The sequence below is a fragment of the Peribacillus sp. NPDC076916 genome, assembly GCF_050269675.1.
In the GTDB taxonomy this organism is placed as follows: Bacteria; Bacillota; Bacilli; order Bacillales; family DSM-1321; genus Peribacillus; species Peribacillus aracenensis.
This window is the reverse complement of the sequence record NZ_JBNNIU010000009.1, coordinates 73,517-89,377: the sequence shown is the minus strand read 5'-3', so window position 1 is coordinate 89,377 and position 15,861 is coordinate 73,517. Positions and strand designations below refer to the sequence as shown.

The following is a 15,861-nucleotide window of genomic DNA, read 5'->3' as shown; positions in this document are numbered from 1 at the left end:
AGGGACGCCTTTTTACTATTATCATTATTTCTTTATACAATAAAGCGTTGATTATCGGCTTTAATTAGGTAATGATTAAATCAGTAACGTATGGAAAAGGGACTTTGGGGAGGGAAATTGGTTGGAGAAGGTATTTCCGCTTATTGAAACACGACGATTGATCTTAAGGGAAGTAACAATAGAAGACGCGGGTGATATGTTTAAATATTTATCTGATATAGATTTAGTGAAGTCAATGGGGTTAGATCCGTGCCAAACAGTTAATGACGTATGGGATGAAATTAAATGGTACGAATCTATATTCCAGGAAGGTACGGGAATCAGATGGGGAATTACATTGAAAGATTCCGGTAAGGTATTAGGAAGTTGCGGTTTTCTGAATATGGTCACCAAGCATCATCGAGCTGAAATTGGATATGAGTTAAGTAAGGATCATTGGGGGAAAGGCATTGCTAGTGAAGCATTGGAAGCCGTTATTAAGTATGGTTATCGCCACTTTCACCTGGAAAGGATTGAAGCGTTAATTGAACCTGATAATCTCCCATCCCAAAAACTTGTGGAAAAACAAGGATTTAAAAGAGAAGGATTGCTAAGGCATTATGAATATACTTGTGGTAAATTCGATGATTTATATATGTACTCACTCATAAAAGAAGATTTTAATGATATTTCCTTTAATTCTTTATCATGATTTTAAAATAAAATTTGGTAATGTTTTTTACTTTTGTTTATAAAATTTGTACGTAGGGAACTCGCTTTCCGTGAGCGATCGGGAAACCTCCTCGGCGGTCTGTAGGTTCTCCCCTAGACACGCTGTCCACGCAGAAGTCTCGAACGTATGATCCAATCAACTTTTATTTGAAATTTAGAGAAACCCTTTTGTTCATAAAATGGAATCGGATTTTGAAATCAACTGGAACTTGTAGATTCTTTTAAATGGTCTCACTCCTAACCGTAATTTTAAAACAAACGTGGTGGACTTTTTTATAGATGAAACCCTCATTGGATTGAAGAAATTTGCGGCCACTCCTGCCGAGTAACTGGCTTGCCGAGACCCCACAGCCGTTAACGGCGAGGAGGCTTGACAGACAGTCGGCGGAAAGGGAACGGATTTCTGGAATCGGCTGAATATTTTAAAACTGAAGGCAAATCTGCTTTTATTCGAGTTCGTCTACATCTGAGACCGCTAAAAAAGCGGACTTTTTCTATAGCTGAAAATTTTATGAAAAACCATTTATGTACATGAAATCTTAGTTTCCTCACTTGCTTGTATAATCTCTTTCAACCTTGCAAATTCGTGTTGAGTATGACGAGTACCAATCTTTCATCCCTTTTTCTTGTGCTTTTTTGTGAGCGGCATTTTCTTTCCAAAGCTTTATGGCATCCAGGGACTTCCAATAGGATACGGTAATTCCTAACCCGTTTTGATTTCTTACGCTTTCGACTCCTAAATAGCCATCTTGTTGAGCGGCAAGTTCATCCATCAATTCCGCGGTTGAATTATAGCTTTCGGCATCCTTATCGTTTCTTTGAGAAGTGAAAATACAAGCGTAATAGGGTGGTTCGGGAGTTTGTGCAAGAAACAAGAGATGATGCCTCCTTTTAACTTAATATTCAAAATAATACTACATCGGCGAGAATATGGATAGATGCCAGGTAAAGCGGTTCCTTGATATCCGCCAAGAAAACAACGAGCTAAGAAACGGTATAGATCACTGACACGGCAATTCTTCGGAAGGGATTTTATTCTTGATGCACGAATATATATTACTTTGATGGTTTTACAAAAAAAGGAGATGGTTTTGTGTGCGGGATTCGTTAGCAAACATATAGAAAGGGATGCATTTTTACCGAAACAACGAGATATTCTTTTGGTAAATGCATTAAAAGATTTATCAGCAGATCCTGATGTTTTGGCTATTTACATAGCCGGTTCATTAGCAAAAGGAAACCATGATAACTACTCTGATATAGATTTACACACCATTGTTATTCCAAAACGGAAAGCGGAATTTTTAAAGGGAAAAAGGGATAGAGCCAATAATTGGGGAGATGTTTCCTTTCATGAAGACTACAATCCTTCCTCACCGTATGTGGTCACTCATTATGATACATTTGTGAAAGTGGATAGCTGGTATCACGCACCTGAGGAAATTGTACCCTCCATTTGGTTAAAAGAGGCTGAAGTTCTCTATGATCCTTTTAATATTCTGAGTCATGTTATTAATGAATCCGCAAAACAAGTGTATAAACCTTCACCGGATGAAGTTGAACATTGGGGAGGAAAGCTGCTTGCCTTTGTCCATGAAACCTACAGAGCCGTCATGAGGAGAGAAATGTTATATGCACTATCCAATCTTGATAAGATACGATGGCTGATTGTGTCTGGGTGGTATATGGAAATGGAAGTACATGTGGATGTGCCCTATGGAGTATGGACAAAAATCGAAGGCAATAGAAGTATATTAGCAAAAAAGCAATTATCCCTGTTGGAAAGTTGGGATTGTGGCCGCGATTCAAATGAAATGATAAAAACGTTGAGACGTATGATCCCAGAATTCCTTAGACTAAATAAATGCCTATGTACGCAAGTGGGTGTCGAAATAAATGAAGGCCATATCAAGAGAATAATGGATATGGTTATCTGAAAGTTATAAGACACTCGTTGTTCGTGTAAAATGTGTAATCACTCTTGGAGGGATGACTAAGTGGCAGAATTGGTATATCATGTAGCTGTTTCACTGGACAATTTCATTGCCGATCAAGCAATGTTGGATGGGGATATCAATCAATCCTTTTTCTTATTTGAAGGAGATCATGTCCCAGACTTTTTAGCCGATATCCAGCAATATGAAGCGGTGTTGATGGGAAGGAAAACATATGAATTTGGATTTCAATTCGGAGCTAAACCGGGTGAACCAGGTTATAAGGGATTGAAACATTATATATTCTCGAGCTCCCTTCAGTTTGAATCGAATGAGGAGGTAGAACTTATCGAAGGAAATGCCGTAGCATTTATCGAAAATCTCAAGCAGCAAGGTGACGGAAAGCTATGGCTTTGCGGGGGCGGAGAATTGGCTGGAACGTTATTAAAACATAAACTCATCGATCAATTGGTGCTGAAAGTGAATCCAGTCATAATCGGTGAAGGCACTCCACTTTTCGGCAGCGTTAAGCCAAGTCTAAAATTGGATTTAGTTGACATGAAACAATATCCAAACGGAGTGATTAAACCTACATATAATATTATTTATACTTAGGAATATGGTGGAGGGCGGCCATTACTTCATTCGTAAACACTTTCCTTCAATAGTTAGGGCTGCTTTGGCGCAGCTTTTTTTTGATGAAATTCCCTGGTCATTAAAAGTAAAAATATATAAAGAAAATTAATTAGAAATTTATTTTTAACATATATCCTTTCAGTATCACTTGAAAGGAGTTTTTCTATGAGGAAAATGTTGAAAGTATCAAAGAATATATTTTTTATCTTCATTGCGATTATCATATTTATAGCAATAGCTGTTTTTATCTACCATACTTATCAAAAGGGAAAGGAATCATCATTAATTAGAGAAGGAACAACGGTTGATTTTAATAACAAAGGAATTAATGTATATACGGAAGGCAGCGGTGAGGATACATACGTTTTTATGTCCGGTTCCGGGATTGCGGCTCCAGTTTATGAATTGAAAGGATTATATAGTAAGTTTGCAAAAGAAAATAAAATTGCAGTCATTGAAAGAGCTGGATATGGATACAGTGATGTTTTTCACGATGGTAGGGATATTGATACAATATTGGAACAAAGCAGGAGATCATTGATGGAAAGTGGAAATAAACCTCCTTATTTTTTGGTTCCACACTCAATATCAGGTATCGAAGCTATTTACTGGGCACAAAAATACCCAAGTGAAGTAAAGGGAATCATTGCTTTGGATATTGGTTTACCGCACCAATATGTAACTCATAAAATGGGCATGGTAGATTCATTGACTGTAAGAGGAGTGAATATTTTAACGAAAATGGGTTTGCACCGTCTTTTTCCTTCTGCTGTTTATAATCCCGAAGTGATTCGGCAATCATTCTTAAGTGACTATGAAAAGGAAATGTATAAAGCACTATCATATAAACAGTTTTTTAATGATGATATGGAGCAAGAGCTTTTACAAAGTTACAGTAATGGGAAAAAATCAGTGAACTTGCCGATTCCAAAAGGTACACCCATTTTATTTTTAGATGCGATTGCCGATGAAAATAAGGACTCTAAATACACAAAACAAAAAAATGAAGATTATGAAAAGTTTGCAGAGAAACTATTAAAGGCAGATGTAATAAAACTGAAAGGGACGCACAGCATATATTTATATGCGCCAGATGAGATATATGATCTTGCCATGGAATTTATCAAATGAATAAAGAAAGGCTTTGTGATGAAAAGATATAATATTTTAATAGTTGAGGATGACTTGATGATTGGTGATTTATTGAAAAAAATTCTGCAACGCGAAGAATACAATGTACGTTGGATGAAAGAAGGAAAAGAAATTATAGATATAATCCATGAGATGGATTTAGTCATTATGGATGTTATGCTGCCAGGAGATGATGGCTATCAAATTACCAAGAAAGTAAAAAGTCTAGGATTAAATATTCCAGTTATTTTTCTATCTGCCCGAAATGATATCGAAAGCAAACTCCAAGGTTTGACAATGGGTGAGGATTATATGACTAAGCCTTTTGATCCCAGGGAGCTATTGCTAAGAATGCAGAAATTGTTGGATAATCAATATGGTACTTTCACGCAAATTAAGCATATATATGTAGATGCCGAACATAAGAAGGTATTCAATAATGACTTGCATAATGAAGTGGTTTTTACTGCGATAGAGCGTAAAATATTTTTCTATTTATATGAAAATAGGGATCGAATCTTAACGAAAGAACATTTCTTTGAATATTTATGGCAGCTCGAAGATAGGAATCAAAATATCATTAATGTACATATAAAAAAAGTCAGAACCAAAATCAATGATAACAACGGTGAGATCATCCAAAATATATATGGGGAAGGGTATAGATTGAATACCTATATAAAGAAATGAAATTAAAGAAAAAATACCAGCTATTATTATTTATCGCCGTTATTAGCGTGCCATTTATATTACTGTTAATCAGTATCCTTATGTCAGTCATTTATGATTTTGCCTTTAAAACCAAAAATGATGACATTCCTTTTCATCAATCTTTTGCATATCCTACAATGCTTGGGATATTCATTTTATCATTATTATTGTTAGCCTTCTTATTTTCCAAATCTATTAACTCGCTATTAAATAAAATAAATATATTGAATGAAACCATCAGGAATTTAGCTAGTGATAAGGAGATTCCGAATATCTTAGAGATTAAAAGCAATGATGAAATCGGGAAATTAACTAAATCTGTGAACTTATTGATAGAAAGAACGACCTTTCGGGAATTGGAACTAAAACAACAGGAGGAAATGAAAAAAGAACTCTTGAATAAATTAAGGCATGACATCAATACACCTTTAACAGCTATAAGATTACAATTGTTTTATTTAGAAGGTAGATATATGGATCAAGTTCCACTATTACAATCACTATATCAACAAATTGATTATATTTCCGAATTAACAAATGAATATAATATTCAATCCACAGATGCGTTAGATAATTCTTATATCTTAAATGATGAAGTGAATATGCACGATTTAATAGAAATGATGGTTAAAAAATGGGGCTATTTGTATAACATGCATGGTATTGAATTAATTTATCATCCATTACATGGAGAGTTGGAATGGATAAGTAATGACCTGTGGCTTCAAAGGTTATTCGATAACGTTTTCCAAAATGTCTTGAATCACTCGATGGCTGATAAACTTGTGATAACCATTGAAAATAATGGAGTCAGTATCAAGGATAATGGAATTGGTTTTGATATCGATAGTAAAAGTAAGGGGCTTGGCTTAAAAATAATTGAGGATATAGCCAAAACACTACATATAAAATATGATTTGCTATCAAACGAAAGCGGAACTTCATTTTGTTTTACAGTCGAAAAAACGATATAAATCTCAATTGATTCATTATTTTTGCGGCATTAACATACGGGGATTTTGTCAAGGGTTCATCAATATCATTCTTTTCAGATAGTTTGCCCTATGCAACATAGTTATATATCACTTACTTATATAAAGCGATACAAAAAGGTTGCTATAGACCCACCCATTTTTAAGTTGGTATGATATTCAGGTACTTAATTGTGGGGGGAAGTTGAATGGAAGAACAAAAATATAATGACCTCAAATTAGGCGAACGTGGTGCAATCATTAGTATCATTGCTTATATTTGTCTATCAATCATGAAACTTGTTATAGGATACATAAGCGACTCAGCGGCCTTGAAAGCGGATGGTTTGAACAACACGACCGATATTATCGCGTCCATTGCCGTACTGATCGGTTTAAGGCTAGCTCAAAGACCCCCCGATAAAGATCATGGTTATGGTCATTGGAAAAGTGAAACGATTGCATCGATGGTAGCTTCATTCATCATGTTTGCTGTTGGTGTACAAGTTTTAATAGATGCCGTTGCTTCCATGCTTGAAGGTGGAAAGGAATCACCTGACATTATTGCTGGGTATGTAGGTGTTTTATCAGCAATAGCCATGTATTTTGTATACCGATATAATAAAAAGCTTGCTATAAAAATTAATAGTAAAGCCGTTATGGCAGCTTCAAAAGATAATATTTCCGATGCTTGGGTAAGTATCGGAACAGCTATTGGGATTTTTGGTTCCCAATTAAATATGCCTTGGTTGGATCCACTTACTGCCATCATAGTCGGATTATTGATATGCAAAACAGCCTGGGAGATTTTCATTCAAGCCTCGCATGAACTTTCTGACGGTTTCGATGAAAATAAAATTCATCTATATAGGGAAGTAATTACAAATGTCAATGGAGTCAAGGGGATAAAAGAAATTAAAGGGAGAAATTACGGGAACAATGAAGTGATTGATGTTGTCATCCTTGTCAATTCTACCTTGGATATTAAAGAAGCACATGATATAGCGACCCATGTCGAGAAAGTGATGATGAAAGATCATGGAGTGTATGATGTTCATGTCCATGTTGAGCCCAATTAATTCTTTCCTTTGGCATTAATAAAAAGGGAATAAAATCGTTTTCAAACATATGATTAATATGCAATCATTCATTACATTGGAAGGAAAGGGTACCTTATACAATGAAGCAGTAATCTTATCAAATAAACAGTAAATCTATATCAATGGGTGTAATCGGTTAGATATGTTCAAAAAAATACGTGTCACTTTGTTTGCTTACCGGATTTATTGGTGAGTAACGTGAATCACCATTTCATTTGAACAAGAATCTTTTGAGATACCCTTGTGAGATTTTAATGATTATGTTTAGAGATGGGATTCGTCTGTTCGTTTATAAGGACTAATCCATTTACAACTGCTTTATCTGTTATCAAATCAGATGAGGTATATTTGGTTTATGTATATTAATTTAGTAACAGGCGATCTCTCTCTAGAAAAATAGAGGGGGATTTTTCATGTTATTTTTAAAAGCGAATGATTTAAAGAAAAGTTACGGGAACCGTGAAGTTCTTTCCGTTGACTCACTTCATCTTTACAGCCATGTTCGTGTTGATCTGGTTGGTAGGAATGGAGAAGGTAAAACGACCTTGCTTTCTATTCTGGCAGGCATGAGGGAACCTGATACCGGTCATATTGAATGCTATGGAACAGTCGGCTATATCCCGCAAATTGAAGAAAATGAACAAGAAATAAGCGGGGAGTTAACGAGCATATGGAAACTGCCCAATGAGAATCAAGAAATCATAAGCGGCGGCGAGCGTACTCGAAGGAAAATCGCCGCAGCTCTGTCCTCCAATGCGGATGTATTGATTGCGGATGAACCCAGCCATTTGGATATATCCGGAATTGAACAATTGGAAAAGGATTTAAAGTCTTTTAATGGCGCTATATTGCTTACTTCACATGATAAAGCTTTCTTAAATCACCTGTGTACAACAATATGGGAAGTCGAGCAAGGCAAGGTAACTGTAAATGAAGGGAATTACGAAGCGTATATCAAACAAAAGCAAGCAAAAACAGAAAAGGAAAATAAGCAATATGAAGAGTATACGCGTGAAAAGAATCGGTTGAACAAGCTGCCCAAAACCTCCAATCCAAATCTGATTCAATTAGGAATGCCCCTAAACGAATGGGCAATTCAGAAGCAAGGCTCCATAAACGGAGCTCCGGGAAACAGAAGGCGAAATTGAACCGTTCCTTCAGAAGCGATTGAAACTAGAATCGAAAAATTAGCAAAAAAAGAAAAATAGAGGAATAAAGGTCCTTGCTCAAACTTCAGTAATTTGAGGGATAACCTTCACTTGGTCGTTTGAACGGCGATTATTTACACCAATCAAAAAGGAATGCCAATTATTTTAAGCATTCCTATGCATTCAGGTTTTTCTGCTGTTGCTCTCGTTTTCCGGTTTCTTTATGATTGCGTATGTAAGGTAACTTATTAAGCCCCAAAATAATCCGGTGCCGCCTGCAATATAAATCATTGTAAACACTTTTCCTAATGTTGTCTGCGGTTCAAAACTTGGATGCCAACCCTACTAGGAGTAACAACACATAAGTAAAGGGATTCAATCACAGTCAGACCTTCCTGCTTAACATAGAAAATTGTGCCGGAAAGTAACCTAATCAGGACCAATACGAAAAGGACCTGGAAGTTCTTCAATTTAAATGCGGAACATAGCGCTTTTAGGAAACGTTTCAAGGTGAGGATAAATGAAATCATTGATAATTTCTTTTCCTTTCGGTTTCATTCCATTTTAAGTAAAGTGAATTAGTATATCCTGATATCGAGCTTGATCAATTAATCATTCTACTATACAGGAATTCCTTTTAGATTGACAAAAAAAGGTATTGATTTTAATCTGGTATGAACTAAAAGCGTTGGTAACCAATAGAGGGTAAAAGTAAAGAAGGAGGTCAATCATGAAACCGCGTATTACTGTCATAACATTAGGTGTGGATGATTTGGAAAATTCGTTGAAATTCTATCGGGATGGCCTAGGATTTCAAACAGAAGGAATAGTGGGCAAAGAATTTGAGCATGGAGCCGTTGCTTTTTTCAACCTGCAAGAAGGCTTAAAGCTTGCCATATGGAATCGCAGGGATATAGCTCATGAGGCCAAGGTTCCTCTATCTCCGGCAAGTCCTACTGAATTTACCCTTGGTCACAATGTAGGTAGTAAAGAGGAAGTGGATATTGTGTTGGAAAAAGCAAAAAAAGCTGGCGCGATCGTAACCGATCCGGCACATGACACTTTCTGGGGAGGATACTCTGCACACTTTCAAGACCTTGATGGACACCTTTGGGAAGTCGTTTGGAATCCGCAGTGGGACATCATTTAATCATGAATGCGATTCATTTCAAGTTGATCTCGCTGGATAGAAACATGTTTAGAAAGCATCCTCACCACCTCAAGTTTTAATATTTCTAAAAAGACTCTAGGCAAAAGGATTCTATCTAAAGGTTAAAACAAAGTTGATTGGAACGGAAGGAACGAGACTCCTGCGGGAACAGCGTGTCTACGGGAGACCCCATGGGCGAAAGCCGAGGAGGCTCCCGGACAGCCCGCGGAAAGCGAGTGCCTGGAGTGGAAAGCAACGTCCAAATTGTACAAGCCATAAAAAACTGTAGACAAACTAGGTTTTCATCGAGTTTGCCTACAGTATGAAAAAACACTTTACCTTGGGGTTAAGTGCTTGTTTTTTTATTAATGAATTCTCTACTTTTTGCAATCATTTCTTTATTCTTTTCAATTGCTTCGTTATTACTGTATTTAACCTGATTAACAGTCTCACAATCTTCCATGTATTCAAGCAACAAATCTACAGCTTTATCCATCAGTCTTTCGATGGGGATATTTTTTTCTTCAGCCAGTTTAGTGAGTCTATTATCCAAGTACGGATTGAGGGTAATGTTTATTGGTTTTCTCGTTTCAGAATTAATAAGTCGTTCCACCTACAGTCTTTTTATCTATCATATACCTTTAATTGAAGTTAAACAAATATGTGTAGGGGAATGTATATAGGCTTGTACAGACTTGAAGAGGCAGGGAGCTTTCTTTTTTGCTGTTCTAGGTGAAGCAAGGATTTTACACTTCTATGATTTAAAAGTTTGTAACACAAACCATATTTTCAATAAAATTGTCGGTATAATCAATATAACGTTATAATATTTGCTTATTGGAATTGTTTGTTTTTTCAGGCTCTTATTCAAAAGGGGGAAAGGTTATTGCTCCAATTAATTTCAAAATAACATACTATCAGAAGGGGTGTTAATATGGCGAAAACGAAAGAGGATCTTCATTATCATTTCAATTAATTCTTAATAGCGGGAATGCCCGCAGTTGTGCGATGGAAGCCACCGCCTTGCAAAAACAAGGTAAATCAGGCGATGCCCAGGATAAATTAAAGGAAGCGGGGCATGAGTTTGTTGCTGCGCATAAAATCCATTCATGGACCTAAGCAATGGTATTTAAGGGTCACCCAAGATTAGGATTCTCCGGAATTTTAAATTATACTAATGTTCATGGCACTAGCAAATGATGCTGATATAAATTAACGAAGGATAAACATGATGGATAACAGAACAAATAACTGATTAACAAGATTAATCACGGTATAAAAGGGGAGAAAAACATGCAAAGAGTCAATCTAACTGAAGATTTTAGTCTTTCACGCATTGTTCACGGTATGTGGAGGTTGGCAGATTGGAGATTTTCTACAGATGAAATCCTATCTCTTATTGAACATGGAATGGATCGGGGCATCACTACATATGATCACGCCGATATATATGGCAGCTATACGTGTGAGGAGATTTTTGGGAAAGCACTTTCATTAAAGCCATCTTTACGCGATAAAATGGAGATCGTTACGAAATGTGGCATAGTTCTTAAATCCGAAAACCGTCCTTCTCATAAAAGTCACCATTATGACACTAGTAAAACCCATATAATAAAGTCTGTTGAACAATCTCTTATGAATCTTAAAACGGATTATATTGATTTATTGCTTATCCATCGTCCGGATCCCCTGATGGACCCGGCGGAAACAGCTGAGGCATTTAATCAATTAAAAGAATCTGGAAAGGTCCGTAACTTTGGCGTATCGAACTTCAAAAAACAGCAATGGGATATGCTTCAATCTTACCTTGAATATCCCCTTGTGACGAATCAACTGGAACTTTCCGCATATAATCTTGAAAACTTCGAGGACGGAACCGTTAACCTATGTCAACAAGCGGGCGTGGCTCCTATGGCTTGGTCCCCTCTTGCAGGAGGAAGCATCTTTGAAGAATCGAATGAAAAGGCTGCCCGATTAAGTAAAACGTTAGAAATCGTAAAAGAAGAAATCGGTGCTAACGGAATAGATGAAGTGATGTATGCATGGCTATTGAGACATCCTGCAAAAATCATTCCGATTGTTGGATCGGGTAAGAAAGAACGGCTGGACAGCGCCATTGATTCACTAAACCTAAGCATGGAAAAAGAGCAATGGTTCAATATTTTAACCAGCTCGATGGGACATGATATCCCGTAATGAATTATACCGTTGAACAAGAAACCTTGCCGTCATTAATGGGGACCTCCGTGAAGAGGTCCCCATTCTTAAATTGCAAACAATGACGAGATGGACTTTCATTTTTCAGACCATGATTTTTTGGTGAATTTTTAAGTGCTAATAAGATTCTGCCATATAATAAAAATACTTTTCATTTTCAAAGTGAAACAACATGAAAATCGGGGGAATAGGCTCAAAGGATTTTTTTGGAATCCATATCAATCCACTTTCCGATGTTTCCTGAGGTACAATTCATTTCCTTTCAATATGATATACCGGAAGAAAGCAGTCTATTAATAGAAAATGCGGGAAAACAAACCAATCTAGTACTGTTTTCAAGTTCCATACCTTATTTATGTCCCATTTTCTGGAGTTTCTGATGATTCTTGCTCCATACCTTCTATTTGACTTTCACTAACAGTGGTCTTGGTGAATTATAATAATCGTATTTTGCATCAAAACTCTTGTGACAGTCGTTTTTCCATTTCTGTTATTGAAGGGCGGGCAGACATTTTCAATGATGAACCTCCGGATCATTCAAGCCAGTAGCAATGATAATAACTATAATTTCATCTTTTAAGTTTTCATTAATAACAGAACCGAAAATCATATTTAACTCGGAGTCTGCCTCAGAAGTAACAATGTTTGCTGCCTCTTGTACTTCATAAAGACTTATATTGGCGCCTGTGAGTTTCATTAACACACCTTGGGCTCCGTCGATGGAAGTGTTAAGTAACGGACTGGAAATGGCTTTCTTTGCAGCTTCCGTAGCGCGATGTTTACCTGTTGCTCTGCCAATGCCTATTAAGGCAGATCCTTTATTGGACATGATTGTTTTCACGTCTGCAAAATCAATGTTGATTAAACCTGGTACAGCAATTAAATCCGATATACCTTGGATACTTTGGCGAATAACATTATCCGCTTCAAGAAATGCTTCAAGCATGGGTGTATTTTTATGTAAAATCTCCAATAAGCGATCATTTGGAATAACAATTAATGTGTCCACTGCTTTCTTCATTGAGGCGATTCCGCCTGCTGCTTGTGTTGCACGCTTATTGCCCTCAAACGCAAACGGAAGTGTTACAACGCCAATGGTTAGTATATCAAGCTCACGGGCAATTTGAGCAATAGCAGGGGCAGCACCCGTTCCTATACCGCCGCCCATTCCGGCTGTAACGAGTACCATGTCTGTACCTTTTAATGCTTCTTGGATTTGCTCTTTGCTTTCTTTAACCGCTTGTTTACCTACTTCTGGATTTGCCCCTGATCCTAAACCTTTTGTCAATGTTGCACCGATTTGTATCTTGACCTCTGCTTTTGATAAATTAAGTGCTTGTGCATCTGTATTTACAGCAATAAATTCTACACCTTTAACTCCATGCTCGATCATACGGTTAACGGCGTTATTTCCTCCGCCGCCAATACCAATTACTTTAATATTGACTGATGAGTTTACACTTGTAACAAACTCCATTTTATAGGACCTCCTAGTTCATTGAAATTACTTGTTTCAAACTATTCAAATAAATAGCGGAAATACTCATTCATTTTATTCGAAATGTTTTATCTTTCTTATATTTAGATTTAGTTAAAGAAAAAGGCATTGTCGTTAGAAGTCCCTTAAAGGAGACTCCTAACGACAATGCCTTTCATTGAACCCTTCCATTCTTTGCTAAAGGTGGGTGGGTTCGATATCCTAAAAAGGTAATCTTTGTTTTTATTCTAAGGTAATTCCACTTTTATATCAATATATATACATTATTACAAGCAAATACGTATCTATGAAGATGGCTCTGATACTTTCCGCTTAAATACATTTTCCTTTTCCATACTGACCACGTCCATTTTTAAGAGTACTAATATCAGTGTGTCCAAGATTTAGAGACTACCAGAGGAGAAAGAAGAAAAACGGAACTTTGACAACTCTCTTCACCAGAACAAAATACCCTTTTATCTTCAATTTGAGATTGAATTTTCATAATTTTCAAATATGTTATTTCGTAAATAGTCAGAATATGCTAATATTTGTCTTGTTATATAGATATAAGGGGGAGAAAAGATTGAAGAAAAAAGCATTAAAGTACATTCTCACTAGTGGGATTTTGGCTTCCACTCTTGTAGGAACCACAGCTTTTGCTGAGCCTGTCACGACTCCAAATGGTCCTTGGGTACAGGATGGACAGAACCTTTCCTTATCAGGTCTGATGTCAAATGAGCAATTGGAAAGCAAATTAAAGCAGATCGAAAAGGCAGCGAAAGGGAAGATGGGGCTTGAGCAATTTGGAACATCCAACGATGGGTACCCACTATATGTAGCGAAATTTGGTGACAATGATCCAAAGAAGAAGAGGGTCCTTGTTTATACTCAAATTCACGGAAATGAGCCGCTCGGCACAGAAGCAATTGTTGAGTTAATGCAGCAGCTATCATCGGGCAGTAAAGAAGTAAATGATATTTTGGATGAGGTGAGTGTTTGGTTTGTGCCACGTTTAAACCCTGATGGAACAGCGAACCAATACGAGGGCAAACCATTTCCAACCAGGTATTCTCATCAAACTTGGAATCCAAAAGAATTAGGCCTTCCAGCTGATACAAAAGCACCTTGGTATTACAATGCAGAAGGAAGCGAGAGAGCCCAAAACAATGATGGAAGCGTGGTTTACGGGATCCCTGGTTTCGACTTAAATCGTGATTTCCATCCGAATTATGATTTTGACATAATGGAAGAGATTAAAAAGGATCCACAGAAAGTGGCAGAAGTGTTAAACAATAGTGCCACAAATAATGGAGCAAACGCATCACTTGTCTTTTCACCGGAAACACGTGCACTTACAGAATTGACCCAAGAACTAAATCCTGATGTTGCCATTGACATTCATCACCGAGGCTTTAACCGCTTGTCAGAAGAGGACAGCCGTTCAGTTTCCATCCAGCTGCTTGCCCAATTTACAACCAAGCCTTATATAGACCCGTTCAGCGGGAAGAACTATGTGTTAGACGAGGATGTCCTTACCTTGAGCAAAAAAGTCAATGCCGTCGCTTATGAGTCGTTGCAGCTCGGAAACTCCTCTTTCGGCGCGATTCAAAAATATCCGACCGTGAACTACCCAGGCTCTGGGCTTGGGTCCATCCAGTTAAATGGCACAGCCACGATGTTAATTGAAATAAAGGGACAAACCCAAACGCTCGGTCAGAAGCAAAACGGAATGCTTAAAAAAACAGCAAAGGTTCCAGTCATAGCGGTTCTTAACGGATTAGCAGACGGTTCCCTTGAAAACGCCGATCCTGCTGTTTATGATGCCATCCCAAGCACTGCCCTAGGAGTAAGCCCTGGGAATAAACATTAATTTTATCGGTTGTTGTGAAGCAGTTGATTTTTAAAGGAAGTACCATAATAGGAGAGTTATCCATAGTGATTAACTCTCCTATTTGTTGTTTTAAATAGATTGTAGGGCTCTAGAGATTTGGGGGATACAGAGGCTCATTAAATTTTTGTTACATCTAAAATTCTATTAATTGTGGTATTGAGTCGGCGCCTGTCAAGCCTTGGATATGCATTTGAAAAAAGAAGTGGAGAAGATTTCTGCCGATTCCATGTCCATCGATATCACCCGCCAAAATAAGGATATTGGTTTCATTTTCATTTTAAAACTTTTCCTGCTTGTTTTTGAGGGGCATGAAAATTTCTACTGTATTGGTTTTTGTGTGTACCTCTTCTTCTCTAATTCAAGGTCATCTAAATCTATTATTTTCATAATATGGATTAATGATGTGCTCCGCACCACTGTCATCGATTTGACCGTCATTAAAAAACAATTTTTTCTTCCGTATCAAAGGTGTTTTAGGGTCCAATTCCAAGCAGTCCATTTTTAAAATTGAAGGACCTCTTGTATATTTTCTTCTATAAAGTTTGCAACAAGGGTAGGCATACCAATTCCAAGGTTAACATAGCTCCCTGATTGAATTTCTTATTCCGCTCTTTTTGATAATTTCTCCCTAATGTCTAGCTCTTTATCTACATGGATACTCATCTAATCACCCAATTAATTGAGTTGTGCTTCTTTCAATTCGATTTTCTTTTTTCCTTTTTCCTTGAATCAATCGTTGTACATAAATCCCAGATGAGTGGACATGTCCAGGGGCAACTTG

Annotated in this window: 13 protein-coding genes and 3 pseudogenes; 12 read left to right on the top strand and 4 right to left on the bottom strand. The window is 37.1% G+C overall.

Translation table 11 applies throughout. From position 1 onward, the window contains the following. Positions 1-121: 121 nt before the first annotated feature. The gene (locus ACQKFG_RS21325; RefSeq protein WP_427562549.1) at positions 122-691 is read left to right on the top strand and encodes a GNAT family N-acetyltransferase; all 570 of its coding nucleotides are present in this window, start codon (positions 122-124) and stop codon (positions 689-691) included. 568 nt (positions 692-1,259) lie between these two features. On the opposite strand, the gene ACQKFG_RS21320 is transcribed toward ACQKFG_RS21325, so the two are convergent. Continuing rightward, positions 1,260-1,586, bottom strand: a complete 327-nt coding sequence (locus tag ACQKFG_RS21320) for an antibiotic biosynthesis monooxygenase family protein (RefSeq protein WP_427562546.1) — start codon at positions 1,584-1,586, stop codon at positions 1,260-1,262. A 285-nt stretch (positions 1,587-1,871) separates the two neighbouring features. Here ACQKFG_RS21320 and ACQKFG_RS21315 point away from each other — a divergent pair, with 285 nt between their 5' ends. The 8 genes from ACQKFG_RS21315 (at position 1,872) to ACQKFG_RS21280 (ending at position 9,492) form a co-directional block, all read left to right on the top strand. Beyond that, positions 1,872-2,648, top strand: coding sequence for an aminoglycoside 6-adenylyltransferase (locus ACQKFG_RS21315; RefSeq protein ID WP_427562543.1), 777 nt, complete (start codon positions 1,872-1,874; stop codon positions 2,646-2,648). A 60-nt stretch (positions 2,649-2,708) separates the two neighbouring features. Beyond that, the gene (locus tag ACQKFG_RS21310) at positions 2,709-3,260 is read left to right on the top strand and encodes a dihydrofolate reductase family protein (protein ID WP_342615476.1); all 552 of its coding nucleotides are present in this window, start codon (positions 2,709-2,711) and stop codon (positions 3,258-3,260) included. Between the two features lie 186 nt (positions 3,261-3,446). Beyond that, positions 3,447-4,412, top strand: coding sequence for an alpha/beta fold hydrolase (locus ACQKFG_RS21305; RefSeq protein ID WP_427562540.1), 966 nt, complete (start codon positions 3,447-3,449; stop codon positions 4,410-4,412). A gap of 18 nt (positions 4,413-4,430) precedes the next feature. Beyond that, entirely contained in the window at positions 4,431-5,102 is a 672-nt protein-coding gene (locus ACQKFG_RS21300; RefSeq protein ID WP_427562537.1) for a response regulator transcription factor, read from the top strand. Beyond that, positions 5,099-6,097, top strand: a complete 999-nt coding sequence (locus ACQKFG_RS21295) for a histidine kinase dimerization/phospho-acceptor domain-containing protein (RefSeq protein ID WP_427562535.1) — start codon at positions 5,099-5,101, stop codon at positions 6,095-6,097. The genes ACQKFG_RS21300 and ACQKFG_RS21295 overlap by 4 nt, the downstream gene beginning before the upstream one ends. Before the next feature lie 206 nt (positions 6,098-6,303). Then, entirely contained in the window at positions 6,304-7,173 is an 870-nt protein-coding gene (locus ACQKFG_RS21290) for a cation diffusion facilitator family transporter (RefSeq protein WP_427562532.1), read from the top strand. A 434-nt stretch (positions 7,174-7,607) separates the two neighbouring features. Beyond that, positions 7,608-8,342, top strand: a complete 735-nt coding sequence (locus ACQKFG_RS21285; protein WP_427562529.1) for an ATP-binding cassette domain-containing protein — start codon at positions 7,608-7,610, stop codon at positions 8,340-8,342. A gap of 730 nt (positions 8,343-9,072) precedes the next feature. Continuing rightward, the gene (locus ACQKFG_RS21280) at positions 9,073-9,492 is read left to right on the top strand and encodes a VOC family protein (protein WP_427562526.1); all 420 of its coding nucleotides are present in this window, start codon (positions 9,073-9,075) and stop codon (positions 9,490-9,492) included. A 346-nt stretch (positions 9,493-9,838) separates the two neighbouring features. Here the strand turns inward: ACQKFG_RS21280 and ACQKFG_RS21275 are convergent, their stop codons facing one another. After that, positions 9,839-10,105 carry a ribbon-helix-helix domain-containing protein gene (locus ACQKFG_RS21275; protein WP_349729275.1) on the bottom strand — a complete coding sequence of 89 codons (267 nt, stop codon included), beginning with the start codon at positions 10,103-10,105 and terminating at the stop codon, positions 9,839-9,841. A gap of 359 nt (positions 10,106-10,464) precedes the next feature. Between ACQKFG_RS21275 and ACQKFG_RS21270 the strand changes: the two are divergent. Next, a pseudogene (locus ACQKFG_RS21270) lies at positions 10,465-10,611 on the top strand (PTS lactose/cellobiose transporter subunit IIA); the annotation flags it as partial. A 174-nt stretch (positions 10,612-10,785) separates the two neighbouring features. Continuing rightward, positions 10,786-11,688, top strand: coding sequence for an aldo/keto reductase (locus ACQKFG_RS21265; protein ID WP_353871845.1), 903 nt, complete (start codon positions 10,786-10,788; stop codon positions 11,686-11,688). 547 nt (positions 11,689-12,235) lie between these two features. Here ACQKFG_RS21265 and ftsZ read toward each other — a convergent pair. After that, positions 12,236-13,186, bottom strand: a pseudogene (ftsZ, locus tag ACQKFG_RS21260) (cell division protein FtsZ); the annotation flags it as partial. A 586-nt stretch (positions 13,187-13,772) separates the two neighbouring features. On the opposite strand from ftsZ, the gene ACQKFG_RS21255 reads away from it, so the two are divergent. Then, complete coding sequence (locus tag ACQKFG_RS21255) at positions 13,773-15,059, top strand: M14 family zinc carboxypeptidase (RefSeq protein ID WP_192204321.1); 1,287 nt, start codon at positions 13,773-13,775, stop codon at positions 15,057-15,059. A 497-nt stretch (positions 15,060-15,556) separates the two neighbouring features. Here the strand turns inward: ACQKFG_RS21255 and ACQKFG_RS21250 are convergent. Further along, positions 15,557-15,743, bottom strand: a pseudogene (locus ACQKFG_RS21250) (CoA-transferase); the annotation flags it as partial. Positions 15,744-15,861: the final 118 nt, after the last annotated feature.